Genomic DNA, 26,508 nt, shown 5'->3' with positions numbered 1-26,508 from the left:
ATTGTGCGAAATCTATATTTTCTGATATATGAACAGGAAAAAGCTCATCCCCGCATAACGGTCATGAGCTTCCCTATTAAACTATTTAATGTAAATGCTGCTGCGAAATATCATGAAGTGCTTCGCCAGCCTCGTCCGCAAAAATGTTGCGCACAGCCAAATCACCGATGGATACTACACCCATCAGCTTCTGGCCACTAGTCACAGCCAATCTGCGAATTTGCCAGCTCGACATCCGTTCTGCAGCCTCATCTACAGATGTATTCTCAGAGACGGACTGAATTTCTCTACTCATTACCTTTTCCACAGCTGTTGATCCAGGGTGTTTAGCCGCGTAACCTCTAATTACTAGATCACGATCTGTAATTACACCGAGTAATGTCTTATCGTCTTCATTATCAATGACCGGTATAAATCCAGTGTCATGATCTCTCATTTTAACAGCGACTTCATATACATTATCCATTAGTGTGACTGTTACAGGCTCCTTCGTCATAACCTCTTTCACTGTCTTCAAGAACGAACCCTCCTAAACATAATCTCCATGTTATGGAATAGGTTCTCCTCTATGAAACGAAATTATACGATTGTCTTCTCTTGCAAACAGGAATTCGCCATAGCGATCAATAATTTCATCCCATGCAACATAGCATCCTCGTCAAAATCAAATTTGCTATGATGATGCGGGTAAGCTGCATTTTTATCCGGATTCCCAGCCCCTACGAACATAAAACAGCCAGGAATTTCTTTTACATAGTAGGCAAAATCCTCAGCTGGCATCAGCTTTTCCATCCGAATCACTTGAACAGCTTCTCCTAGTGCTCCTGGTGCCACCTCGGAAAAACGCTGGTATTCCCCCTCGTGATTTACGAGTGGCGGATATCCCATAACATAGTCTATCTTAGCTTCTGCACCGTATGCGCCAGCTATTGAAACTGTCATTTCTTCGATTCTGCTGCGGATCAGATAACGGGTCTCCTCGTCGAACGCCCGTACGGTTCCAGTAATGCGACAATGCTCAGCAATGACATTCTGGGCGAATCCCCCTTGAATGGTTCCTACACTAAGAACAGCGGGCTCCAGCGGGTTCACAGAGCGGCTTACGATGCTCTGAAGCTGAGTCACAAGCGCCGCCCCGGCCACAATACTGTCTACCGTACGATTCGGCATACCACCATGTCCGCCCCGGCCGATAATATCAATGAAAAATTCATCAGCAGATGCCATAAGAGGTCCTGGCGCACTGCCCACAGTCCCCATTGGAAGCGGAGTCCACAAATGCAAACCATACACCGCATCCGCGCCTTCCAGCATACCCTCGGCAATCAACCCCTGTGCACCACCCGGGCATACCTCCTCCGCTGGCTGAAAAAGAAAACGCAGCTCCCCTTCTAACTCTTCAAGGCGGCTGCTATAGTATGAGGCTACACCCAGCAGTATTGAAGTGTGTCCATCATGCCCACAGGCATGCATAACCCCTTCATTTTGCGAAACGTAGTCATTCTTATTCTCCTCTTTAATAGGTAGTGCATCCATATCCGCGCGAAGGACTACCGTTTTCCCCGGCTGACGTCCCCGCAATATACCTGTTACACCATACCCAGACGTGCTTCTCCTAACTTCAATGCCGAATTCTGCTAACTTGTCTGCTATAAATGCTGACGTTTCCTTTTCATGAAAAGACAACTCCGGATGACGGTGTAAATGGCGTCTCCATTCCACGATCTCCGGCATGAGAGAATCAACCGCTAAGCTCTTCATACGTTCTCCATCCCCTTCTTCATAAACCCGCATCAACAGCATGCGACAGCAGTCCTGGACACTTTGTTCCAGCCGTACACGGCTATAATTATTTTATTGTAGCAGAAACGCAAAAAACTGGGTATCGTTAGGAGGTGGCTACTCTTGCACAACGTTTAGAAACATACTATCATGAGGTAGAACATCAGCAAACGGATCATGAATTCATCATTATACTTCATAAGGGGGATGTGCGTGCTATGATTTTTGAGAACACGGGCCTCGTAGGATTGAAGAGTGATCTTCTCTATCTGGACGAGAGTGCGACAAAGGCTGGCTTCATTCGCTGGCAATGGGAATACTATCGTGCCACTTACGACTGCAAAATTGAAGACCCACAGGATGGCGGCGAATACTTTCTACGCATCAACACTCGCGCTGTCGAGGGGAAGCTGGAGAAAGCTGATGCCGTACTTGCAATTGAAGCCGTATACTTAGGGAAAGCAACATTCCCCCATGGCCTCGATTATGACTCCCCGGTACCTAAACCAGTATTGGACACTGCTGCTACTCGGATTCTCGAATTAAAGCAGCTGTTGGAGGCTTGAGTAACAGAAAGGGAAAGACGAAACAAAATGTCAGCCTGCCCAAAAGAGGAACACCCGATTTCCAACTACTTATCTTAACACTACTACTTGTGGGTTTCGGTCTAGTCATGGTCTTCAGTGCTAGCTCCAGTTTGACTTTAGCAAGCTCGAAGTTCAGTAATGACCCTCTATATTTCATGAAACGCCAAATGATCTGGATCGTACTTGGAATCGTTGTTATGTTTACAGCCATGAACATTCACTACAGTAAATTCAAGAAGTGGTATGTACCTATCTTTATCATCACCGTGATCCTTCTGCTATTTGTAGCCTTCTCCGAAAGAATCAATGGCGCCAAAAGCTGGTTAAGTATCGGAAAGCTAGGAATCCAACCTACCGAGCTCGCCAAAATATCGATTATCCTGTATCTCTCCGCACTGATTACCAAAAAAGGTGAAAGGTTTAGAGATTTCCGTACTGGATATATCCCTGTAATGGTTATCGTAGGTATAGTTGCCGGGCTTATTATGATGCAGCCAGATTTGGGGTCTTGCCTTATTCTCGTGGCTACCAGCGGACTTGTCATTTATGCAGGCGGTGCCAGTATGAAGCATATCCTAGGTTCTATCGCTCTCTTGGTGTTAGGTGTAGGAATAGTTATGGGGGCTAAAGCGGCGATTGATTCTCTTGCCCCTGCCTCCGAAAAAGTAGTCGCTAATCAAGACTATAAAAAAGGTCGAATTCAAGCTTTCATAGACCCCTATCAGGATCCTGAAGGTGAAGGGTATAATATTATTCAGTCTTTGACCGCTCTCGGACAAGGTGGAGTCAGTGGCTCTGGCTTTGGCAAAAGCATTCAAAAGCTGGATTATCTTAAATACCCGTATACGGACTTTATTTTTCCTGTGATTGGTGAGGAATTTGGATTTATAGGAACGGCATTATTTCTGATGATATACCTGTATTTTATCTGGCGAGGTATTCTAATCGCACTAAGGTGTAAGGATCCCTTTGGCACGCTTGTTGGCATTGGTATTATGGGGCTTATTGCTATTCAAGCCTTTGTCAATATTGGTGGTGTAACGAAGACCATTCCGCTTACCGGTGTAACTTTGCCATTTATCAGCTATGGCGGCTCTTCACTTCTTGTGAGTATGCTGTCCATGGGAATAATGCTGAGCATTTCAAGAGAAACCAATCTTCCGGCTAAAGAGGAAGTCACGAAATCTGTAACTACAGTTAGACAAGTTCGTTCCCGGTAAGATTCATAAATCCGGATATGACGGCATATATAAAAAAGCAGTCCAAGTTAAATTTCTTGGACTGCTTTTTTATGTACAAGCTCTTTAGCATTAAGCAATTTCATCGTTCTTAAAGGCTACGCCTTCAACTTTGACATTCACCTCAACAATATGAAGTCCCGTCATGCTCTCCACAGCCTCGCGTACGTTCTGCTGAAGCATCCGGCACACTTCATGTATCGGTGTTTCATAGAGAACTATAATACGCAGATCCACAGCTGCTTCTAGCTGCCCCACTTCAACGGTAACGCCCTTTTGAACGTTCTTACCACTTAGACGCTTCGCCCAGCCTTCTGATAGGCCACCTGACATGGCTGCAATTCCTGGAGTCTCCAAGGCAGCCAATCCGGCAATTTTCGAGACGACGTCATTTGAAATTCGAATATTTCCCATTTCCAATTGAAGTTGTTCTGCCATGCCATATCCCCCCTAAACTCATTATCAATTATTGTAATTCCTAAACAGGCTAAAAAGCAAATCAGTTTCTCGCTTTCTCGTTTACACTTAGGAATAATTTGGGTATATTGATTATGAATTGATCCTGAATACATAGATTGGAGTGTACTTTACATTGAAAAAATGGATTTCACCAGCTTTGCTGGCAATCACCTTTATCCTTAGTGCCATAGGCCATTATGCAGATTGGGACCACACGCTTCAGTTCGTTCTCTCTGCAGTAGCCGTTGTGTTCGTGGCTGGATTTCTGGGCCGCGCCACAGAAAGTGTAGCACATTATGCTGGACAGCGGTTAGGCGGCTTCCTAAACGCTACCTTCGGTAATGCCGCAGAACTAATCATTGCCTTTTTCCTAGTGAAGGAAGGACTGTTCGACATGGTGAAAGCCAGTCTTACCGGTTCCATTATTGGCAATCTGCTGCTTGTCCTAGGTTTAAGTATTTTCGCTGGTGGGATGAAGTTCAAAGTGCAGAACTTTAACGTAACCCTCGCTGGTATGAACGGTTCCCTTATGATCGTAGCGGTGATCGCTTTATTTGTACCGGCTATGTTCTTCAATACCCATTCCATTACTGAAAAAGATACAGACGTGCTCAGTTTAATCGTTGCCGGGCTGCTCATCGCCTCCTACATGGCCTGGTTAATCTTCTCTATGATTACGCACAAGAAACATCTAGAGGACGTTACAGAAGACGGTAAGGAAGAAATGGCTCATGAGCATGCGCCTAAGTGGTCCAGAAACCGATCCATCCTTTATCTGCTTCTTGCTACCGTAATGGTAGCCTTTGTGAGTGAGTGGCTGGTAGGGACGCTTGAGACACTAACTGAGCGCTTTGGATTTAGTGAACTGTTTGTAGGCGCCTTCCTCGTGGCAATCATCGGTAATGCCGCAGAACATAGTGCAGCCATTATGCTGGCTATGAAGAATAAAATCGGTGCAGCAGTAGAAATCGCCGTCGGGAGTAGTCTTCAAATTGCACTATTTGTAGCGCCTGTACTTATCTTCGCCAGTTATTTTATGGGAGACACTATGGACATTGTGTTTACAACGATCGAAATTGTCGCCATTGGCGTGGCCGTCTTTATTGCCAAATCAATCACTCAGGATGGTTCGACCAACTGGTATGAGGGTCTCTTGCTATTAACGGTTTATCTAATTCTCGGAGTCTCCTTTTATCTAGTTTAAATAACTCCCCATTCATTCTATAATTCTCAAAAAAAAACGCACATGAGTGACGATCTGTCCTCATGTGCGTTTCTATGAATACTATAAATCAAAACTTATTCTTCTTTTGCTTTGTTATTCAATGCCTCATAGAGTACTGCTAAATTCCGCTCCAGCTTACTCAGCACCATTTTACCGGTAATCTCTGGCACCAAACCTGCTCTAACCGCAAAATCGACCTCTCTTGAGAAACCGTACATTTGGGTATCGAGCACTTCCTCATAGAGAGGGCAGTAGCGTGTTGCCAGATTTTCCATCTGCACTTCAATAAGTTGCTGAATTTTATCGGCATCTTCTTGTAGAAGATTGATCGCTTTAAGATTAAACTGTTCCTGTAATTCCGACGAAGTCATGCCTCTTCCCCCCCATGTCCAAAAGTTAAGCTGCTTTTACTATTTTACTTAATATTAGTCGAAATCGGATATCAATACAACAATTCTGTTTATACTAACCATTTATTTGAAAGAAGCAGCTATGTTGTTTATAAGGGATAGCATTAGTTCCTCATCTATTTCTAGAAAAAACGCCCCACCGTAAATCGGTAGGACGTCTTTACATACAACTATTACTCAGCTACAACTGTAAAGTTCAAACCGTGTTTAGCAAAAACTTCACTCATTGCCTTCTTAGCTTCTTCTGCATCTGTTCCGTGAACATGAAGCTCGTAGCTTTGGCTTGATACCAAAGTCGTGAACAAACCAAGGATACTCTTAACATCAATGTACTTGTTGTCCGCTTGAAGAACGATTGAAGAGTTGAACTGGCCTGCCGTTTGAGCAATATCAACGATTGCCGCATTGTTACTGGACATAGAAATCCCTCCGCAACTTGATTATGAAACATAAGTCATTTGTAACCATTTCTTATGATACCTTGAATCCGCTTACTTGTGCAAGGTGTTTTCTTACTTTTACAGCTTATTTCAAGTTTTCAGGATTCAGACCTTCCAGTTCTGGTAACACGAAGATTCCATCTTTACGGATTAATACATCGTCAAAATAAATCTCCCCGCCGCCATAGTCTGGACGTTGGATTAATACAAGATCCCAGTGAATGGAGGACCGGTTTCCGTTATCTGTAACATCATATGCTTGTCCTGGTGTAAAGTGCAGGCTGCCTGCAATTTTCTCATCAAACAGAATGTCATTCATTGGGTGCAAAATATAAGGGTTAAAGCCTATGGCAAATTCTCCAATGTGACGTGCGCCGTCATCTGAATTCAGGATTTCATTCAAGCGAGCGGAGTCATTGCTTGTTGCTTCAACAATTTTACCATTCTCGAATTTGAATTTGATATTTTCAAAAGTTACTCCGTTATAAACGGACGGTGCATTATAACTGATCATTCCATTTACAGAATCACGAACAGGAGCGCTGTAAACCTCGCCATCCGGAATATTCTTTTGTCCAGAGCATTTCTCTGCACCGATTCCTTTGATGGAGAACTTAAGATCTGTTCCAGGACCTGAAATATGTACCTTATCTGTTCTGCGCATGAGATCAGCCAATGCATCCTGAGCCTTGTCCATTTTGGCGTAATCCAAATTACACACTTCGAAATAAAAGTCCTCAAATGCTTCTGTACTAATATTTGCAAGCTGAGCCATACTCGCATTGGGATAACGTAATACTACCCACTTTGTATGCTTCACGCGTTGTTCACTATGCACTGGATGGGAATACAAAGAATTATACAATTTCATATTTTCTTCTGGAACATCGGACAGGTCATTTACATTCTCACCTGCACGGATGCCGATATAGCAATCCATTTGCTTCATCCGGTTCAAGTCAATGTCAGCCCATGTCTGAAGACTCTCACGTGTTGCATATTTAAGCATGCTGCGTAGGACGGTACGATCTGTCAACTGTACAAAAGCATGACCGCCAGCTTTACCGATTTCCTCAACAACAGCTTTGATTAAATCCCTTTCATTGCCAATCATTTCTACAAGCACGTTCTCACCTGGCTGAACATCTACGGAATAACCTACAAGATTTGCCGCCAGCTTTTGAATTCTGGGATCTTTCATTGTGTACTCTTCCTTCCTCTGTCTGAAAAATAAGCATGCTGTTCTATTGTAGCACGCCCTTTATGGAGCGCAAGACCTGCTAAACAATGTAAAGATTAACGGTAACCTGTGAAATCCACTTTAGATACATAAGTTTCATTTTCAGATTTATTCATCATTTCACCGGAATAGCTTACTTTTCGATTCAAGGTAAGCCTTCTGGGAAGATTATGCTTCTTATCAACCGTTAGGTGGTAGACCGTTTCTACATTAGCCTGTTTCAGCTTTTGCTGTAGCTCATTATTTTTCTTCTGCCACAGCTTCTCCAAAGCTTCCGTCACTGCCTGATCAGCCTCTGCGTTGTTCTCTGCGGATTCAGGAACTTTAGGACGAAGGTTCTGCATTTCTTTCTCCAATTCAGCAGACAGCTGCTTCCTAGCTTCTGAAGGCGTCAATTCGATTCGCAGCACACTTGTCCCTCTGCCAGCTCCTGCCTCTTCGGTTACACTCTTCTCCATGGACTCAAGTTCCTCAAGTTGCTTTAACGGATTTAGCGCAGGTAATGGATTTCCCTCCTCCGAGGAATTTTCAGTGGTCTGAAGTTCCCATCTGCCCTCTTTTTTCTCTAACTGACTGTAATAAGGTTTCATAGCATATGCGTTACTCTTTAAGTCTTTAACGCCACCAGCAGCTGTTTTTTGGATCGTGGATTTATCTGGAAGAAGGGTGTACAGCTTTACTTTTTTATGATCCTGCACTGTGCCTCCGTAGAACAATAAGGATTCAGGAACCGTTGTTCCCCCTCGTGTCAGCATATTCGCCCCTTCAAAAACAACCTCATCACTTCCAGCCATCCCTGCCAACGCCAAACTTAAATCTTCCTTCGCAGGTTTGTCTCTTATGACGCTACAGCCGCTACATAACAGGCAATACAGTGTCAGAACTATAGGGAGGAGTCCTCCCTTAAGTAATAATAGCTTTCTCACGGACCTCAGGCCTTTCTCGGAGTATTTTACTTAAGTACAACCCACGCGTATAGGGTTCTCCCTTCCTGCAAGCCTTATACCGCAATTAGAGCCATAATAAATGCGCATATAAAAAAGAACCCCTGAGACTTACCTCACGAGTTCTTAATATTGCTATCATTTTCTTTGGTATCAAAAACAACTTGGTTCCGACCGTTATTCTTAGCTTTATACAGCGCCATATCCGCTCGATAAAATAATGACTCAACACTTACTCGATCGTCCATCCAGCTCCATTCCGCTATTCCGCAGGATACCGTTACACTAGGTTCAGTTTCTTCCATAACGCGTTTACGTATACGCTCAGCTACATAACCCGCCTGCTGCATTCCCATCAACGGTAAATAAACGGAGAGCTCCTCCCCACCCCATCTCGCGGCAATGTCCCCTTGACGGATGGAAGATTTCACAATTTCACTAACCTCTTTTAGAATCTTATCGCCTTTTTGATGACCATAGGTATCATTCACGATTTTGAACTGATCAATATCCACAACAATTAAACAGCCGCAGAAGTCCGTAGACTGTCTTTCTTTTATCTCTTCGTCCAAATAATGACGAGCATAGAGACCTGTTAGGCTATCTCTGTTCGCAAGACGTCTGACTTCAGCATGTAGCCTGGCGTTACCTACTGCTAGTCCTATATGTCCCGCCATCGCCTGCAACAGCCTGTAGTTGTCATAGGAAAAATAATGTGAATCTCGATGTGCCAGCATAATCGCACCTCGCACTTCTCCCCCCACACTAAGAGGTGTAGCAATCAGCGACTGTGAACCGGTAGCATTCATTAGTCGGGAAGTTGTCTTAGGATTATCTATGTAGTCAGACATAATCAGTGATTCACCTGTGGAATATACCTTTCCACCTAAACCTGCCCCTACTTCTAATACTTCATTCTGCAATGAGGGATGGTTGCAGGCAATAACTTCTAGGCCACCCTTTTCCTCATTCATATGTAAGATGCAACAGTAATCTGCACCAAACATTTCAAGTAGCTCTTCAAACGCAAATTGAAAAATATCGCCTAATCGCAAGCTTTGATTCAAACGCTGGGTAAGTTCGTTACTCATGCGAAGCTCACGGATCAGCTGATTGGAGCGCTCATAAAGCTTGGCATTCTCAAAAGCAGTTCCAGCCGTATCGGCTACCATTGTAAGAAACCTTAAATCAACGTCAGGGAAGATTGGATTATCCATCACCATATGGAATACCCCATAAACCCCCTGCTTACCACCTAACGGAAGCCCTATTTCTACATTTCGGTGATCTTCATCACTAGTGTTCAGTGCAACACGTCCATCCTTGAACGCCCTGGCACAGACATCATCACTGGACATGTGGAAAGGTAAGGGTTTGACCTGCGGATTAGTGCTGCGATGATCTTGTGACATATACAGGTCGAGTCTGGCTCCAGGGTACATCGCAGAGATGCTATCAATGACTTCCGAAAGTACAGCATCAACATCAATATTGTCATGCATCCGCTGGACAATCTGAAATAACAATGAACGACGATTGCTTTCACGTTCTGCATGAATATGGGTACTTGCAAGATCAGCTACAAATATATGTTCAAACTTATGATAAAAACAGGTGCGGTAATGCAGCGACATAGCTTCTGCAGTATCTCTTCCACCCATTTCATATTGTTGCGTTGGCATAGAACAGCCCAAAAATGCAAAAATTTCATTATCGACGCGAGTGAATAGCGGTATAGTAAAAAAACTCAGATCCTTACCTTCTACGGTTAACGGAATGGCAGAGATTGATCCTGAAATCAAGCTGGAAGCCGCTGCCTGTTCCCAGTGCTGCCTCCATAGTTCTTGTTGACCCAAATTATTATTTAAATATTTACCTTCAAAATTCAGTACACACCATTCCCAAGATCTGGAGAATGGGAGGACATCGAGCCCACCAAACCATTCATTGAAACTGTCTGCAATCAGATTTGCTAGATAAGGGAAGTCATGCGTTACTATTTCCGTTTCCCTAAGCCAGGCGGTGGGATCTTCGGAATCTCTACTAGCGTGTATGTTGTCCTGTAACAGCATACGGCTGTCTTTATGGACGTATGCTTTCTGCTCTGACATAACGAAGATCCCCTTTGCATCTTGATTAAGAAAACTATCTTCACTAGTAACAACTAATTAACTATATTTTACTCCCTTTCTTTGTGCATTGCATTATATTTTCATCATTTCCGGGACTTTTTTTTAGGACCAAAGAACTATCGACAAAGATTGACAAAAACTCTTTTAATAAGCGCTTGACTTTGTATACTGTATTCATATAATATTTATTGTTGAACAAGACTGTAACAAGTCTTACTTGGGCGTAACGTTGTGTCACCCTCACGCATTTCGTTACTGCCAGGGCAGCGGCTGAACTTCCCTGGCAGTGTGGAAGCCATTAATGCTAATCACGGATACGAAATGCGGCGCAAATAGGCCCTACCCTGAAATTTCAATTATAAAGGAGTCTACTATAACATGGCACGTTACACCGGACCTAAATTCAAACTCAGCCGCCGTCTGGGCATTTCCCTAAGCGGTACAGGAAAAGACTTGAAACGCCCTTTTCCACCAGGACAACACGGAGCTAACCAACGCAGAAAAGTAAGTAACTACGGAATGCAGCTTTTGGAAAAACAAAAACTGCGTCACATGTATGGTTTGGGAGAGAAGCAATTTAAAACTCTCTTCACTAAAGCACAAAAGCTTCCAGGTCTTGCAGGCGAAAACTTCATGTTCTTGCTTGAAAGCCGCTTGGACAACCTAGTTTACCGTCTTGGATTTGCTAACTCCCGTGCAGGTGCACGTCAGTTGGTATCCCACGGACACGTAACTGTTAACGGCAAAAAAGTCGACATCGCTTCTTACCGTGTAAGCTTGGGCGACGTTATCGGTCTTCGCGAAAGAAGCCAAAGCATGGCTTCCATCAAAGAAGCTCTTGCTAACCGTTCCCACCTTCCAGCTTACCTGGAATATGCTGAAGGATCTTTCGAAGGTAAATACATTCGTTTGCCAGAACGTTCCGAGCTTTCCCAGGATATCGATGAGAAACAAATCGTCGAGTTCTACAACCGTTAATATCTCGCTTATAGCGAGTATGGCCAAAGCCTCCGGATTTATCCGGAGGCTTTTTGTTATTCTAATAGGTAATGAACACTCAGACTGCATTCAAAATCGCCAATTTGTGCTATAATAATTCCGTTAAAAGGAGGAATTATCGTCGATGGTTCAAGAGAACAAGAAAAAAAACGTAAAGAAGCCTTCACCCCGCAGATCTGGGCTTAGCAGGTTCGGCTCTGTAGTTAAGTGGATGTTTATTCTTGGCATAATAGGCATTCTGTTCGTCGGTGGTGCAGCAGCAGGATATGTCACTTCCATGGTGAAAGATGAACCTGTTCGCTCCGAGGAAATGATTCAACAGCAAGTCGGACAAAATGCAATTACCGGATTCGCATACTTCCGTGATGGCGCACCGATCGGCCAGCTTCGTACAGAAGAAGATCGAAGGCTCATTCAATACAACGATATCCCCCAGATTATTATTGATGCAGTTCTCGCTATAGAGGACAATAATTTCAATGAGCATAATGGCGTGGATTTCAAAGGCACCTTACGTGCCGTCAAACAAAAGATATTAAATGAATCTGTTCAGACCGGAGGCAGTACTCTTACTCAACAGCTCGCAAGACGTGTATTTCTCAATCTGGATCGAACAGAAGATCGCAAAGCAAAAGAAATTCTACTTTCACTTAGACTAGAGCGCTTCTTGACCAAGCAAGAGATTTTAACGGCTTATCTGAACAAGGTTCCGTTCGGTAATGGCTCGAATGGCTATAACGTATTTGGGATTAAAGCTGCATCCAAAGGTATATTCGGTCTGGATGATCTAGACAAGCTGAATATTGCCCAAGCGGCGTATTTGGCCGGCCTTCCACAGCTCCCTTCCGCTTATTCAGCATTCAATGGCGTTGGAGAATTTAACGCAAAGGCGTTCAACAGAGCTATGGATCGTCAACAGCTTGTACTTCGTCGTATGCTGGAGGAGAACAAGATCACAACCTCCCAATATGATGAAGCACTCAAATTCGATATTAAAAGCTCTCTCGCTCCTCACACTAAGAAAGCCTATGCTACATATCCATACCTGATGATGGAGACGGAGCGTAAAGCAGCTGAGATTATTTTGTCACTAAATGAAGAGAAAAACAGTACAACCGATACCACTAGCTCTAGTGATAATGCCATACTTCTTGAGGAAGCAAGACAACAGTTAATGACTGGCGGTTACCGAGTCTATACCACGATTGATAAGAAAGTATACAGTGCAATGCACAGTATTTCCGAAGATAGCAGTAATTTCACCAAGGACAGCAAAACAAAAGGTATTGAACAGACGGCTGGTATATTGATCGACAACAAGACCGGAGCCATTCTCGGTATGATTGAGGGCCGCGATTTTAATATCGAGCAAATGAACTATGCAACCCAAATGGTCCGGCAACCTGGCTCAACAATGAAGCCGATTTCAGCATACTTACCTGCCTTAGATGCAGGACTGATTCAACCTGCCGGGATCTTAGATGATGCTCCAATCATTTTGAAGGATGGCGGGAAAGGCTTCCATATTCCTAAAAATGCAAACAATCGCTATCAGGGTTTAGTTACGGCTCGCTATGCACTTAATAAATCCCTCAACCTACCGGCACTTAAACTATTTAACGAAAAGGTCGGAATAGAGGATGCTTGGGCCTTTACTAAAAAGCTAGGGATCACTACACTCACTGAAGATGATTACAGAGCGCAGACTGGGGTTATAGGTGGTCTTCGATACGGTACATCCGTTGAAGAATTAACCAATGCCTATTCCGCCATTGGCAATCAGGGAGCATTTAATGATGCTTATATGATTGAGAAGATTGTGGATTCGGAAGGCAAGATCGTTTATCAGCACAAGGTTAATCCTGAACAAGTATTCTCTGAGCAGACTGCTTATCTAATGACCGATATGCTGCGTACAGTAATTACAGAAGGTACTGCAAGTACAGTAAGAAGAGATTATAAACACTTTAAAGACGTTCCGATTGTAGGTAAGACTGGCTCCACTCAGAACTACGGAGATGTCTGGTTCATGGGCTACACCCCTGATGTCACACTTGGCATGTGGGTTGGTTATAAGGAACAAATTAATACCCTTACAGGAGATACACAGAAACGACAAGCACAGACCTTATGGGCTAAAGTCCTGAATGCTGTTATTGATAAGCAGCCAGACTTGTTCGTTACAGACAAATTCGCACAACCTGAGGGAATTATCAAAAAGACAGTTTCCGCATACAGCGGTAAACTGCCAACGGCCCTAACTGACAAATTCACAACGGATCTTTTCAATGTGAAATATGTACCTAAAGAGAGCGACGACGGGATATCCAAAGCCAAATATATTACTTACAATGGCGTCAATTATATCCCGCTCGAAGGTACACCGGAGGATTTCCTAAAAGAAAAAATCGTAGTTAAACGCGATAAACCGATCCAGGAATTAGTTAAGGAGCTCTTGGCAGCTTTCCCTAAAATGAAGGAGCATAAATCGCTGGAGTATTATATGCCAGCGGATGCCAAAACAGATTTCCCTACTGAAGTCGATCCACGTGTGGACGATGGCTCTGCTCCTACTGCCCCTGGAAATGTCAGTGTCTCTTACAGCACTGGAAAAGCTGTGATCAGCTTCTCTCCAAGCGGCTCTCCAGATGTCGTCGGATACCGCTTATACCGTTCTTTAAACGGCGGGTCATTCCAGAAGCAAGCTGTAATTATGGCTGACGAGAGCAAGGTATTCTCGCCAGGAACGCCTGCAAGTGCCAATGCAACATTCTATGTCAGTGCTGTTGATGTCGCAGGTAATGAGACAGCTTCTGGCAGCGTTGCTGGAGGCACTACACCGACTCCGGAAGCAACACCAACTCCGGATCAACAACCGGAGACAACGCCTCCTACAGACTCTGAGAGTACACCAGGAGAGGATATTGAGATTCCAGGAACCATTCTTCCTACGCCTACTTCAACACCATCTGGCGAAGGTAGCAGTAACGGAAACAGTAATAGTGGCAAAGCCGGCAATACGACTGGAAACCATTAACCGGTAGTCAAGAGAATAACTTCACACAGCAAAACACCGTTCCCTTTAATTCATAAGGGAACGGTGTTTTTTTATGATCCATTCTAATCTTCTATCGTTGATAGATCACCAGTTGGGAGATGAAGCTCCCAAGCCTTTAATACGCGCCGCATGATTTTACCTGATCGTGTCTTAGGAAGTTTATCCTTAAATTCGATCTCTCTCGGTGCAGCATGCGCTGATAGTCCGGCTTTAACAAATGCCGCGATCTCCTCTTTGAGAGCAGCTGTAGGAGTATAGCCTTCTCTCAGTGAAATGAAAGCCTTAATAATTTCCCCACGCACCAGGTCTGGTTTACCAATTACACCCGCTTCCGCCACAGCTGGATGCTCTACCAATTTACTCTCCACTTCAAAAGGTCCTATACGCTCACCAGAAGAGTTGATAACGTCGTCAATCCGTCCTTGAAACCAGAAATATCCATCATCATCCATATAAGCAGAATCACCAGAAATGTACCAACCAGGAATGCGGAAATACTCCTCATACTTCGCCTTATTGTTCCAGATCGAATTCATCATGGATGGCCAAGGCGTCCGTATTGCAAGATTCCCCATTGAAAATGGTGGGAGAATATTGCCTCGATCATCTAAAATTGCTGCTTCAATGCCTGGCAACGGACGGCCCATAGAGCCTGGTTTAATATCCATTCCAGGATAATTGCAGATCAGTTGCGCTCCTGTCTCGGTCATCCACCAAGTATCATGAATGCGCTGATTGTAGAATTTATCTCCCCACCGCACCACTTCAGGATTTAATGGCTCACCAACAGACAGGACATGGCGCAGGCTGCTCAAATCAATTCCCTGAATGGAACTCTCGCCTGCACCCATCAACATACGAAATGCTGTAGGTGCACTGTACCAAACACTAACCTTATTTCGTTCAATCGTCTTATACCAATCCTGAGGACTAAAACGTCCCCCTCTCACGACATTCGTTACCCCATTTAACCAGGGTGAAAATATTCCGTAAGATGTTCCTGTCACCCAGCCCGGATCAGCTGTACACCAGTAAATATCATCCGGACGTAGATCCAGCACCACTCTACCTGTATAATAATGTTGAATCATTGCTCTTTGCACATGATAAACGCCTTTAGGTTTTCCTGTAGAACCAGATGTATAATGCATGATAAGGCCATCGTCCAGGTCAAGCCATTCCAATTCGAGCTCAGAAGATGCGTTATCCATCTCCTCAGTAAAACCTAAGTTACCTTGCTCGATATCAGTGGTGCCGCCTACTAGAAAAACATGACGCAAATTCGGAAGCTCATCTCGCTTCACACGATGAAGTAGCTCCGGTGTAGTAACCAAAGCAACCGCACCACTATCTTCCAGCCGGTCCTTAACTGCTGTCTCCATAAAGGCTTCGAACAGAGGGCCCGCTATTGCCCCAATCTTCAGAATGCCTAGTAAACTAAAATATAGTTCCGGTTGACGAGGCATAAAAATAAATACCCGATCTCCCTTACCGATACCATATTTACGCAATACATTTCCGAACCGATTCGACCGTTCCAGCAGATCGGCAAATGTATAGGATTCATCCCGCACCGCATCACTGTAGAGCAGGGCCGTTGCCGCTCCCCGTCCTTCTTGAACGTGGCGATCCACTGCTTCATGTGCCATATTAACCTTTCCAGTGTCATACCATGAGAAGTTACGTTCAACATCCTCCCACTTAAAATTGGCTACTGCCTGGGTGTAATCAGACATATTGGAGCTCTGCACACGGCCAGGCAAAATTTCGCTATGGACTTGACCCATCACTCTTGCCTCCCTCACTCGTTTGATTTAAGCTTTAAGGGTAAGACTCTTTTCTTAGATAATGATGTCAATGCACTGAATGTGAATTTTTTATGTCTGAATTAGTATAACATAGCAAACGTTTACATTCCATATTTTATCATCCGGAAGGAGCACGGCTATGGAACATCGTAAAATCCCTGTTTCCCATACGCTTTCATATAAAGGCAGGACACTAACAATAAGTGGCCCCCGATCTCCAGAGGACCTCAAAGCCCTCCACATGCATCATGATCTTGATGCCTTCCGCAAGCCGATTGAACAGCATGAAGCTCTCATAGAGATTGCCAGCCTGCCAGAAGGACGAATAATTACAGCTGTAGAGGATGGCACTATAATAGGCTATGTAACCTTTCATTATCCGGATGAAATGGAGCTTTGGTCACAGGGTGGAATGATGGATCTAATTGAGCTTGGAGCTATTGAGGTGAGTAATGATTATAGGGGAGCCGGACTAGGCCGGCTGCTGATTTCCACTGCTTTTGAGCAAGAGCAATTAGAGAATTGTATCGTCTTTACAACAGAGTATTATTGGCACTGGGATTTAAAAGGAAGTGGACTTGATGTGTGGGCTTATCGTCAAATGATGGAGCGGCTAATGAAAACTGTAAATATGGTTTGGTATGCTACAGATGATCCCGAAATCTGTTCACATCCAGCAAACTGCCTAATGGTTCGTATTGGACAAGAGGTACCTATGTCCTCACAGGAGACTTTCGACAGAGTACGCTTTAGACAGCGCTTCATGTACTAAACGAGTATTAAAGATGCTGCAGCATATATTCTAATATAGAATGTGAGCGCCCCGAGGCTTCCACCGTGAACTCCTTAAAACTCACATTTGCTGACCCGTCAGACTTATCAGACATCGAACGAATTATAACAAAGGGAGTGGCGTTCATCACACACACTTGTGCAACCGCCGCCCCTTCCATCTCCACGCACGCTCCGTCCAATTCCTCTCTTAATTTGGCTACAATCTCCGCATTAGAAATGAATTGATCACCTGAAAGTACTTTGCCGATCAAGTACTTTTGGCCTAGCTCGTTACACGCCCTCTCAGCAAGGCGTACCAATGAAGAGTCTGCCTGAAAGACAGAATGATCCTGATAAGGGATTTCACCTTTTGAAAAGCCAAGTGCTGTAGCATCCATATCATGCTGAACACAAGTAGATGATATAACAATATCTCCAATATTCAACTCAGGGTGCACAGCACCAGCAACCCCAGTAAACAACACATGAGTCACACCAAAAGAATCAATTAGAATTTGTGTCGTAACTGCCGCATTCACTTTACCTACCCCAGATTTACACAGCACTATAGACTTTCCAAATATATTTCCTATGTAATAATGAATGCCTGCCTTGACCTTCGTCTCCTGATTTTCCATCCTTTCTAGTAATAGCTTAATCTCTTCATCCATCGCACCAATTAATCCGATTATTTCAGGCAAAGATAACGCCTCCTCCGCTGATTTACTCTGTAAAAAACATAAAAAGCTCCAAAAGGAGCTTTTTACGGAAATACTGTTTAGTTCTTAAATTACTTATTCAGATGATTAACAGACAGGCGGAGAATCGTTTCATGAGGCAGGATAACCCGCGGATTCTCAACCGTCTCTTTCTTCATGAGTTTCGTCAAAAGTCTCATTGCTACCGCACCTAGGTCATACATAGGCTGGGCTACTGTCGTCAACAATGGACGAACCATCGAAGCCATACGGATGTTGTCCACACTAATAATGGAGAAGTCATCCGGTACTTTCAGACCTTCATCTTGAATACTGTGAATTGCACCAATAGCCATCTCGTCGGTTGCGGCAAAAATAGCGGTTGGCTTCTTCTTGAGTCCAAGGAAATACTTCATGGCTTCGACACCAGATTCATAGCGGTAGTTACCGATACGAACTAAATCCTCTTGGTATTCGATTCCAGCCTGTTCAAGGGCTTTCTTATAACCATGGAAACGCGCATATCCATTCGCAGGATCCTGCAGTGTACCACTGATCATTGCGATTTCACGGTGACCGTGACGGATCAATGTATTCACTGCATCAAAAGCAGCGGTTTCATGATCGATGTCAACGGAAGGATAAGTCCCCTTCTCATCCCGTGTAGCACATAGGACAATCGGAACTGCAGAAGTCTGGAAAGCTTGAATATGTTCATCAGTTACCGTACCACCCATGAAGAGCAGACCATCGACCTGTTTCTCCAAAAGGGTATTGATGACACGGATTTCCTTTTCTTTACGCTTATCCGCGTTACACAATATAATATTGTAATGATACATATTCGCGATATCTTCAATCCCGCGTGCAATTTCTGCAAAAATCGAGTTTGAAATATCAGGGATGACAACCCCAACGGTTGTCGTTTTCTTACTGGCAAGTCCTCTCGCCACGGCATTGGGACGATATCCCAAACGCTCAATCGCTTCAAAAACTTTCTTCCGGGTCTGCGGTTTCACGTTAGGGTTATTGTTCACAACCCGTGATACCGTAGCCATAGATACGCCTGCTTCTCGAGCTACATCGTAAATGGTTACCGTCAAATTACTCTCTCCATTGCGATAAATTTTATCGTTCGACTAATTAAAAATATGATACGACACTTTGTACAATTGTGCAATGATAACGCTTCATTTTCCTTTCAAAATTTCTTTCAAGGATGAAGACGTAACCCCTAATTACAATTTTTGACTAGTGTAGGTCTCCCTATTCACGAGCACAATAATGTAACTTCTATCTATCGTAACAAAAAGTGAGTGAAAAATCCAACATTCCGTGAAAGTTTTTCATTATTTTCACAGAATGTTTTAATAATTTGCGTTTTTAGTCGTTTGCAACGTTAATTGAGACAGCCTTCGACTAGTTTCTTCCATCCAATTCTGGTCTTCGAGCCCCTCAGCTAGTCGGTATAGATCAAGTAACATATCCACTCTAGCCTGAATTGTCTCTCGGATAGCCAACTCTAATTCTTGAAATCCGCCGACAATAACCTCTGTCAAAGATTCTTTTAGGACACTAGCTAATTCATTTCTTTGAGTAAACGAAAAATCTTGTCTTGGCAAATCCGCATTCAGTTCTTTCACTAGCTTTCCTAGATCTGCTTTAATTAACGACAAGGGCTCATAACTAGTACATTTCGGACAAGTATAGACAGGGACATTTGTAATCTTCACCTTCGTATTAAAAATCAATGAATGCATATGTAAGTTCATGAGGCCACCACAGCTGCACAACTTCTCCATTAAGTTATCTGTATACATCTTCTACACCTCTTGCAAGAAATGAATTAAGTACAAAGTATGACTTTTCAATTTCTATATTCGACCTCTCTCGATTAAAACCCTCCTTAATTGCATATAATGATTAAATTGGCAATTCATCTATAATTTACAACACTCCAGATGACTTCGTATTTTAAATTTGATAGAATATGAAGGATCATGTGATGCGAAAGGAGCTTTACAAAATGAGACTAGCTGGAAAAAAGGTCATAGCACTCGTAGACGATGAATTTGAAGATTTGGAGCTCTGGTATCCCGTGTACCGAGTAAGAGAAGAAGGCGCTGAGGTTCACTTGGCAGGTTTGGAAAAAGATAAAACATATATCGGCAAATATGGTGTGCCTGCAAAAGCAGAGTACTCCTGGGACGATCTTAATGCCGCAGATTATGACGGGATTTTAGTTCCTGGCGGCTGGGCCCCTGATAAAATCCGCAGATACAGTGCCGTACTAAAGCTTGTGCAGGATTTCAATGCAGCTAAGAAACCTATTGGGCAAATCTGCCACGCAGGTTGGGTATTAATTTCTGCTAAAATTCTCGAAGGTGTAACCGTCACCTCTACACCTGGCATCCGTGATGACATGGAGAATGCCGGAGCGATATGGAAGGATGAAGCTGTGGTTACGGATGGACATATTATTTCTGCTCGCCGCCCGCCAGATCTGCCGCCTTATGGTAAAGCTTTTTGCGATGCGTTAGCTGGGGAATAAAATACGGAAGATTTATACTCTAACAATTAAACAAGCCCTGTTTCTCACTAAACGTGAAGAACAGGGCTTTAGATTTAATTCGCTCGACATCCGAGTTACTTACTTCATTCGTATGGACGCTTTCTCCTTGATTACGTTTGGATAAGAATTAAACCAGAAAGTCAACGGTTGGGGTAACTTCTCCTTACCTACATTGAAGAAATAGGTTATTGTAGTTCCCTTACTACTTTCATTAAACTCTCTATACCCTGAGTAATCATTTTTGATAGTTTCCATCATATGCCCGCTTCCAGAGCTATCTTCAAAATAATCGCTCAATCCAAAACCTCTATCATTAAGCGAGTCCTCCTCTTCTTTAGGAATAAAGTAATCTAACACCAAAATTCCCTGCTCTTCGTTCTCCATTCGTTTGGAAATCGTCAGATTGTTATCGGGTACCTTCAGAATCTGCTGTGTTTCGGTATTAATCACAAGCTCCAGCTTAGATAGATCTAGAGCAGAAATCCCTTCAATTTCAAACTTAATCGGATCATCAGGTCTCATATTATCATTATGATAAATATTCGATCCACTTACCCACATTAACTCCTCTTGTTGCTCTCCTTTTCCGATGACAAGTTTAGGTGAAAGCATATTAAATATCCTCATTGTATTCTTTTGGTCATATCTTTCCCGCATATAAATACCCGTAGGTCCAATATAGATATTCTCCATGTTAATTTGCTGTCCGGCGATGGACAGATTATCCTTTAGATCAACTCTTTTTCCTTGAATATAAACCTTGTTGGTATCCATTGGAATCTGAATGTTTAAAGATTTAAGCTCACCGCTTGATAAAGCTGGATCATCAGGTGCGGGAAGCAACCTTAGAGAAATATTCAACGGGTCTTCCAACTCATCCTGATATTCATCCCATACGATTTGCTCGTACATACGAGTTGTCCCAGGAGATCCAACCTCTTGTGCGTTAATAGTGCTAAACCCGCTGTATCCTGTGCGATAAATATTACTTTCAGGAGTCTTTTTCAAGGATAGTCCAAACAGTTGCATTTTCCGATCTGTATTGTTTTCAATTGTATACAGAACCGCAATTCCTCTTCGATCGGCCATAATTCCGTTAACCGTCCACTTTATTCCGTCCACCTCAGCTGAAGAAATATTTACTTCCTTCATTATTCCCGCATCAAGTGCTGATGTTATAGTCAGATTATTAGCGATAATGGGTCTAAATACCTCAAGCTTCCCCCAGCTTTTTGGTGGTAACTGCGCACGAACAGGATTGGCCATCTGATGTACCCATGGGACAATAATCAATAAGGCAATAGTTAAGACCGCCAACGCAACAACAGCGTATCTTTTTCTAAAAGACCACCTTTTACGGTTACCTTGTAACATCCCCTTACGGATCGCCATGTCCAGTTTAACTTCCGGGATTTCCTCAGCCTCAATATTGATTTTCTGAAAATAATCGTTCAGCAGCTGTTCTTCAGACTCAGCCATAAAATAGCTCCCCCTTCCGTTTCATTCTTTCACGTAACTGTTTCAATCCCTTATTCAGCCAAGTCTTCACGGTACCCTCCGGTTTATCGAGTACCTCTGCTATTTCTGAAAGAGTCATATCCTTGTAATATTTGAGTATAAGCACCTGCCGATACTTCGGCTTAACCCCATCCAGCGCTTGTTCCATATCCAACCTGCGGTCACTCTTCATCTCCATAACCCCTACATCACTTCGAGCAACTTCTGTGACAGCGTTCCTATTTCTGCGCTTCAACTCATCATTACAGCAATTGATCAGAATACGAGTTAACCAAGGAGCAAACTTCTCGGAGTCCTTTAAGCTTTTACGTTTAATCCATGCGCGGCAGGTTGCCTCCTGCAAAACTTCTAAAGAATCCGCTTCGTTTCGCAAATAGCTGTAAGCAATGCTGTATAGCTTTTTTTTCTGTTCAGCTACCAGCTCGTAGAATGTATCTTCTTCCGTAGCAACTATTTCCATTTCGTCTTTAATAATGTGTTCCATGCTTGTTTTGTCCTCCCCCCTTGCTTTCACGCATAAATCATTCCTGTACAACATGCTCTATGTATAGACTGCGCCGAAGCGCAAACGGTTTTGTTTTTTTATAACAATCTAGTACAAAAGAAAAAGGCCCGGCAAGAATGCCGAACCTTGAGTGTGGACTTGATGATGTAGCGCTTGATAACCTATGAAGAAGCTTTCTCCTTTGTTTCCACGCTCGTTCCAAGTGTAATACCGCTTTTTTGAGCATAAGCACTTAGGATTTCTTCCGTCTCCGAGCTTGTACGATGATGGAAGCAAGCTTTGGCAACCCTTGTAGCGTCTATAGCCAGTGTATTCAGAGTACGGTGTTTAACCTTAAGCAGTGCCTGCGGCGACATGCTAAGATCACTAATCCCTAGCTCCAGCCAAAGTGGCAAAGAACGTTCATCTGCTGCCATTTCACCACATACACTTATATCTATTTTTGCATTACGCGCTGCTTCTACAGTCATACGGATCATTCGCAGAACCGCTGGATGATATGGATGATACATATGCGCAATTTGTTCATTCATACGGTCTACGGCTAGTACATATTGCACCAAATCGTTCGTACCAATACTGAAAAAATCTACTTCCTCAGCCAGTAAATCCGCAATCATAACCGCAGCTGGAACTTCAATCATAATACCTACTGGAATATTCCGATTAAAAGGTATGCCCCGAAGCTCCAGTTCAGCCTTCACTTCTTCCAATACAGCTTTTGCCGCTTGTACTTCTTCTACGGAAGATATCATAGGGAACATTAGCTTTACATTCCCATACGCACTCGCCCGCAAAATGGCGGTTAGCTGAGTTTTGAACATATCTTGTCGATTCAAGCTGATTCGAATGGCACGATAGCCAAGGAACGGATTCTGCTCTTCTGGCAGCTGGAAGTAATCCAGATGCTTGTCCCCGCCTATATCCAGCGAACGGATCACAACCATATTGCTGCCTACCTTCTCGACAACCTGTTTATACACTTCGAATTGTTCATCCTCCGTTGGAAAAGAGCTGCGATCCATATAAAGAAACTCTGTACGGAATAGACCTACACCCTCGGCTCCATACTTGAGCGCTAAATTAAGTTCTTTGACGGAGCTGATATTACCGGCCAATCGCAGGTTAACGCCATCTTTAGTGACGGCATCGACTGTAGCAAGCAATTCCAGTTGTTCTTTCTTTTTATGCTGCTTATTCCGAAGTGTAACATATTCATTGATCGTTACCTCATCAGGATGAATTTGCACTGATCCGGTGTCTCCGTCTATCACGAGCATGTCTCCGGTCTGAATTGGGTTAGACAAATTATTCTCCAAGCCTGCTACGAGCGGAATGCCCAGCGCACGAGCCATAATGGAGGAATGTGAGGTTTTACCGCCCATCATAGTAACAATACCTAGAACATAAGTTGGGTTCAAGTGAGCTAACTGGGAAGGAGACAACTCCTTCGCGACGAGAATATATGGCTGTGTATCCGATGGCAGCGTGACTTCAGGAGCACCTAAAAGATGCTTTAACAGACGGTTACCGACATCCTTGATATCAACCGCCCGCTCCTTCATGTATTCATCATCCAGCAGATCAAACATCGCTACAAAATGATCAATCGCTTCCTTAACAGCTACTTCCGCCGCCTTATACTGGCGTTCAATAATCCCCCGGATTTCACTCATAAACACCGGATCATCCAAAATCGCCAGATGAGCATCAAAAATGCTGGATTCCTCTGGACCGACTACTTCTCTGAATTCTTTTTTGATGAATTCAATCTCGTCCTTAGAGGTACGGATACCTTCGTATAAACGCTCAAACTCCTTAGCTAGATCCACTGGGTTCACTTGTGTGTCTGGTAAGCTCCACTCCCAGTTCGGTAAGACAAAGGCCTTCCCGATAGCTACACCTGCTGCTGCGCCTATGCCTTGTATCATCCTTCTATCCCTCCAACGTTACTTTCATGTAAGACTACGGACATTACTGAAGATTGCCCCTTTTTAACATTTTTAAATGGAGCATAGCTCCATGATTTTACTCGATCAGGATTCGTAATCACCATTGGTGTAGCCAGTGAAGCTGCATGCTCACGCAAATAAGCGAGGTCGAATTTAACAAGCAATTGACCTGGTTCCACACTGTCGCCTTCTTTTACAACCGCCTCAAATGGCCCTTTAAGCTGCGAAGTGTCGATCCCTATATGCATAAGTACCTCCAGCCCTTCCGGTGTAGCAATACCAACGGCATGCATTGTAGGGTAGACGTGCATAACTTTCCCGAATACAGGTGATGTAAGCTCCCCTTTTTCCGGCAAAAATGCAACTCCATCACCCACTAGCTTCGCTGCAAAGATGTGATCCGGTACTTCCTCAATGGGCATCATTCTACCCTGCATCGGAGAACTGAACAACACCTGCGGCAAATCACGAAGCATTAGCTTATTAATCTCCTCGCGGATAAGCTCTGAATACGTACCAAATACTACCTGAACATTCCCGCCACCGAGCTTGATAATCCCAGCAGAGCCAAGACCTTTTAGCGCCCCCGTATCTATATATCGATCATTATGGACGGTTAGCCTCAAACGAGTGATACAGGATTGTACTTGTACGATATTCTCCTTGCCACCAAGCGCCTCCAAGATCAGTGGTGCCTGATATGGGATATTGCCTGCCCAATCACCAAGTTCGGAACCTTCTTCACGCCCTGGTGTCGGGATCTGAAAACGGCGAATCGCCCAGCGGAATAAATTATAATATACAATTCCATAACCAATACCGATCGGAATCAAAAGCCAAGCCCTCTGCGACAGATGCATATTCAAAAAGAAGTCAATCGCTCCTGCCGAATAAGAGAACCCGTGATGAATTCCCAGCATATAGGTCAGTACCATAGCAAGACCAGACATTACAGTATGTATCGCGAATAAATACGGAGAAGCAAACAAAAACGCGAATTCAATCTGCTCTGAAACCCCGGTCAGAAAACAAACCAAAGCCGCTCGCATGAAAGTCTTTTTAATTTTAGGCTTCAAGTCCTCGCGCGCTTCCTGAATAATTGCAAAAGCAATGGCTGGCAGTGCGAACATCATTATCGGAAACAAACCCGCCATAAAAATGCCCGCCGTAGGATCGCCTGCAAAAAAACGTGGCAAATCCCCCTGAACGACAGTGCTACCATCAGGAGTTGTAAAGTTTCCAAACTGAAACCAAAACACATTGTTGAGAATATGGTGAAGACCGAAGGCTGTTAGTACTCTATATAGCACTCCATAAATAAAAACGCCAAATCCGCCTGTCTGCAAAATTCCTTGAAAAAGATCATCCACTCCTCTTTGCAGCAGTGGAGAGATCCCTAACATCACCCATGCAAAGCCAGCCGAAAACAATCCCATGAACAGCAAAACAAAACGCGACCCTCCAAAGAACTGTATCGCCTCTGGAAGCTTGATATTTTTGAACCGGTTTTGAGCGATACCGGCAACTATACCCAGCAAAATTCCGATAAGTGTTGCAGGTTGTACAAGCCCGTCTCCCATATGGGTAACAATCCGGTCGTAAGTGAACATTCCAGCCAATGCGGCAAGACCCGCCGTTCCAGCTTGATTGGATAATCCCCATGCTACACCCACAGCGAATAAATAAGGCATAAAATAAAAGATTCCCTGCCCAGCGTATGTAGCCACTTCGGATACCGAAGAAAGTCCCCATGCAGACCAAGGTAAGCTGCCCAAACTAAGCAAAATGGCTGCCGCCGGCAGTACCATGGTAGGAAGCATTATGGCTCTGCCCAATTGCTGCAATGATCCGAGCCAATTCAAGGCTACCCTCTCCTTTCTTTCTATATTGAATGGTAAGCGCTGCGGGGGTTTTTGTCAAAATAAACTGAAGGAAAAGTTCAGGGTATATTTAAAACAAATACACACTCACTCCTCAATAAAATCACCTAGAAACACCATTCTCTGGGCTCGGGATTCCAAAGCACTAAAGCAAACAATGCTAAAGTTGGTTAAAACCGATAAAAAGTTGCTCTAAATGAATGTGCGTCTCTAATAATGCTTCAAGTGTATAGTTATATTTATTGAATGAAGTTTTGCGGTTCAGCCCCTTAATTATGGAGTCATTC

General features: G+C 43.7%; 23 protein-coding genes. 7 read left to right on the top strand and 16 right to left on the bottom strand.

Features of this window, described 5'->3' with window-relative positions; all coding sequences use genetic code 11:
- Positions 1-85: 85 nt before the first annotated feature.
- Entirely contained in the window at positions 86-517 is a 432-nt protein-coding gene (locus CA598_RS04840) for a CBS domain-containing protein (protein ID WP_094868525.1), read from the bottom strand.
- 62 nt (positions 518-579) lie between these two features.
- The gene (locus CA598_RS04835) at positions 580-1,803 is read right to left on the bottom strand and encodes a M20 family metallopeptidase (protein WP_094875634.1); all 1,224 of its coding nucleotides are present in this window, start codon (positions 1,801-1,803) and stop codon (positions 580-582) included.
- 197 nt (positions 1,804-2,000) lie between these two features.
- Here CA598_RS04835 and CA598_RS04830 point away from each other — a divergent pair, with 197 nt between their 5' ends.
- The gene (locus CA598_RS04830) at positions 2,001-2,348 is read left to right on the top strand and encodes a YugN family protein (RefSeq protein WP_094868523.1); all 348 of its coding nucleotides are present in this window, start codon (positions 2,001-2,003) and stop codon (positions 2,346-2,348) included.
- Positions 2,345-3,589, top strand: coding sequence for a putative lipid II flippase FtsW (gene ftsW / locus CA598_RS04825; protein ID WP_094868522.1), 1,245 nt, complete (start codon positions 2,345-2,347; stop codon positions 3,587-3,589). Before CA598_RS04830 ends, ftsW begins: the two co-directional genes overlap by 4 nt.
- Positions 3,590-3,679: 90 nt before the next feature.
- On the opposite strand, the gene CA598_RS04820 is transcribed toward ftsW, so the two are convergent.
- Complete coding sequence (locus CA598_RS04820) at positions 3,680-4,045, bottom strand: Asp23/Gls24 family envelope stress response protein (RefSeq protein ID WP_042126837.1); 366 nt, start codon at positions 4,043-4,045, stop codon at positions 3,680-3,682.
- A gap of 154 nt (positions 4,046-4,199) precedes the next feature.
- Between CA598_RS04820 and cax the strand changes: the two genes are divergently transcribed.
- Complete coding sequence (cax, locus tag CA598_RS04815; protein WP_094868521.1) at positions 4,200-5,270, top strand: calcium/proton exchanger; 1,071 nt, start codon at positions 4,200-4,202, stop codon at positions 5,268-5,270.
- A gap of 95 nt (positions 5,271-5,365) precedes the next feature.
- Here the strand turns inward: cax and CA598_RS04810 are convergent, their stop codons facing one another.
- The 5 genes from CA598_RS04810 to CA598_RS04790 all read right to left on the bottom strand — a co-directional run bounded on the left by CA598_RS04810 (position 5,366) and on the right by CA598_RS04790 (position 10,436).
- A complete protein-coding gene (locus tag CA598_RS04810; RefSeq protein ID WP_042126833.1) occupies positions 5,366-5,662 on the bottom strand; it encodes an Fpa/YlaN family protein in 297 nt (98 codons plus the stop codon).
- Between the two features lie 212 nt (positions 5,663-5,874).
- Positions 5,875-6,120: an HPr family phosphocarrier protein gene (locus CA598_RS04805; RefSeq protein WP_042126831.1), complete on the bottom strand. Its 246-nt coding sequence runs from the start codon at positions 6,118-6,120 to the stop codon at positions 5,875-5,877.
- 106 nt (positions 6,121-6,226) lie between these two features.
- A complete protein-coding gene (locus CA598_RS04800; RefSeq protein ID WP_094868520.1) occupies positions 6,227-7,342 on the bottom strand; it encodes an aminopeptidase in 1,116 nt (371 codons plus the stop codon).
- Between the two features lie 95 nt (positions 7,343-7,437).
- The gene (locus tag CA598_RS04795; RefSeq protein ID WP_094868519.1) at positions 7,438-8,190 is read right to left on the bottom strand and encodes a hypothetical protein; all 753 of its coding nucleotides are present in this window, start codon (positions 8,188-8,190) and stop codon (positions 7,438-7,440) included.
- A 251-nt stretch (positions 8,191-8,441) separates the two neighbouring features.
- Entirely contained in the window at positions 8,442-10,436 is a 1,995-nt protein-coding gene (locus CA598_RS04790; protein WP_094868518.1) for a sensor domain-containing diguanylate cyclase, read from the bottom strand.
- Positions 10,437-10,835: 399 nt separating this feature from the next.
- Between CA598_RS04790 and rpsD the strand changes: the two genes are divergently transcribed.
- Positions 10,836-11,435, top strand: a complete 600-nt coding sequence (gene rpsD, locus CA598_RS04785) for a 30S ribosomal protein S4 (protein WP_042126823.1) — start codon at positions 10,836-10,838, stop codon at positions 11,433-11,435.
- A gap of 145 nt (positions 11,436-11,580) precedes the next feature.
- The gene (locus CA598_RS04780; protein WP_094868517.1) at positions 11,581-14,493 is read left to right on the top strand and encodes a transglycosylase domain-containing protein; all 2,913 of its coding nucleotides are present in this window, start codon (positions 11,581-11,583) and stop codon (positions 14,491-14,493) included.
- A gap of 83 nt (positions 14,494-14,576) precedes the next feature.
- Here CA598_RS04780 and acsA read toward each other — a convergent pair whose 3' ends face one another.
- Positions 14,577-16,301, bottom strand: a complete 1,725-nt coding sequence (gene acsA / locus CA598_RS04775) for an acetate--CoA ligase (protein WP_094875633.1) — start codon at positions 16,299-16,301, stop codon at positions 14,577-14,579.
- A 160-nt stretch (positions 16,302-16,461) separates the two neighbouring features.
- Between acsA and CA598_RS04770 the strand changes: the two genes are divergently transcribed.
- The gene (locus CA598_RS04770) at positions 16,462-17,094 is read left to right on the top strand and encodes a GNAT family N-acetyltransferase (RefSeq protein ID WP_094875632.1); all 633 of its coding nucleotides are present in this window, start codon (positions 16,462-16,464) and stop codon (positions 17,092-17,094) included.
- Positions 17,095-17,101: 7 nt separating this feature from the next.
- On the opposite strand, the gene CA598_RS04765 is transcribed toward CA598_RS04770, so the two are convergent.
- The 3 genes from CA598_RS04765 to CA598_RS04755 form a co-directional block, all read right to left on the bottom strand.
- On the bottom strand, positions 17,102-17,797 hold the full coding sequence (locus CA598_RS04765) for a 5'-methylthioadenosine/adenosylhomocysteine nucleosidase (protein ID WP_094875630.1): 696 nt from the start codon (positions 17,795-17,797) through the stop codon (positions 17,102-17,104).
- An 89-nt stretch (positions 17,798-17,886) separates the two neighbouring features.
- Positions 17,887-18,897, bottom strand: coding sequence for a catabolite control protein A (gene ccpA / locus CA598_RS04760; protein ID WP_036686140.1), 1,011 nt, complete (start codon positions 18,895-18,897; stop codon positions 17,887-17,889).
- A 264-nt stretch (positions 18,898-19,161) separates the two neighbouring features.
- Entirely contained in the window at positions 19,162-19,614 is a 453-nt protein-coding gene (locus tag CA598_RS04755; RefSeq protein ID WP_094875629.1) for a hypothetical protein, read from the bottom strand.
- Positions 19,615-19,820: 206 nt separating this feature from the next.
- Here CA598_RS04755 and CA598_RS04750 point away from each other — a divergent pair, with 206 nt between their 5' ends.
- Positions 19,821-20,345 carry a type 1 glutamine amidotransferase domain-containing protein gene (locus tag CA598_RS04750; RefSeq protein WP_042126813.1) on the top strand — a complete coding sequence of 175 codons (525 nt, stop codon included), beginning with the start codon at positions 19,821-19,823 and terminating at the stop codon, positions 20,343-20,345.
- Between the two features lie 99 nt (positions 20,346-20,444).
- On the opposite strand, the gene CA598_RS04745 is transcribed toward CA598_RS04750, so the two are convergent.
- The 4 genes from CA598_RS04745 to CA598_RS04730 form a co-directional block, all read right to left on the bottom strand.
- On the bottom strand, positions 20,445-21,845 hold the full coding sequence (locus tag CA598_RS04745; protein ID WP_094875627.1) for a DUF4179 domain-containing protein: 1,401 nt from the start codon (positions 21,843-21,845) through the stop codon (positions 20,445-20,447).
- Positions 21,838-22,368, bottom strand: a complete 531-nt coding sequence (locus CA598_RS04740) for a sigma-70 family RNA polymerase sigma factor (RefSeq protein WP_094875626.1) — start codon at positions 22,366-22,368, stop codon at positions 21,838-21,840. Before CA598_RS04740 ends, CA598_RS04745 begins: the two co-directional genes overlap by 8 nt.
- 182 nt (positions 22,369-22,550) lie before the next feature.
- A complete protein-coding gene (gene ptsP, locus CA598_RS04735; protein ID WP_094875624.1) occupies positions 22,551-24,320 on the bottom strand; it encodes a phosphoenolpyruvate--protein phosphotransferase in 1,770 nt (589 codons plus the stop codon).
- A complete protein-coding gene (locus CA598_RS04730; protein WP_094875623.1) occupies positions 24,317-26,203 on the bottom strand; it encodes a glucose PTS transporter subunit IIA in 1,887 nt (628 codons plus the stop codon). Before CA598_RS04730 ends, ptsP begins: the two co-directional genes overlap by 4 nt.
- Positions 26,204-26,508 lie beyond the last annotated feature (305 nt).

This window comes from Paenibacillus sp. VTT E-133291 (assembly GCF_002264395.1).
Classification (GTDB): Bacteria; Bacillota; Bacilli; order Paenibacillales; family Paenibacillaceae; genus Paenibacillus_AQ; species Paenibacillus_AQ nitricinens.
The sequence above is the reverse complement of the archived record's forward strand: the minus strand, read 5'-3'. Positions and strand labels throughout refer to the sequence as shown.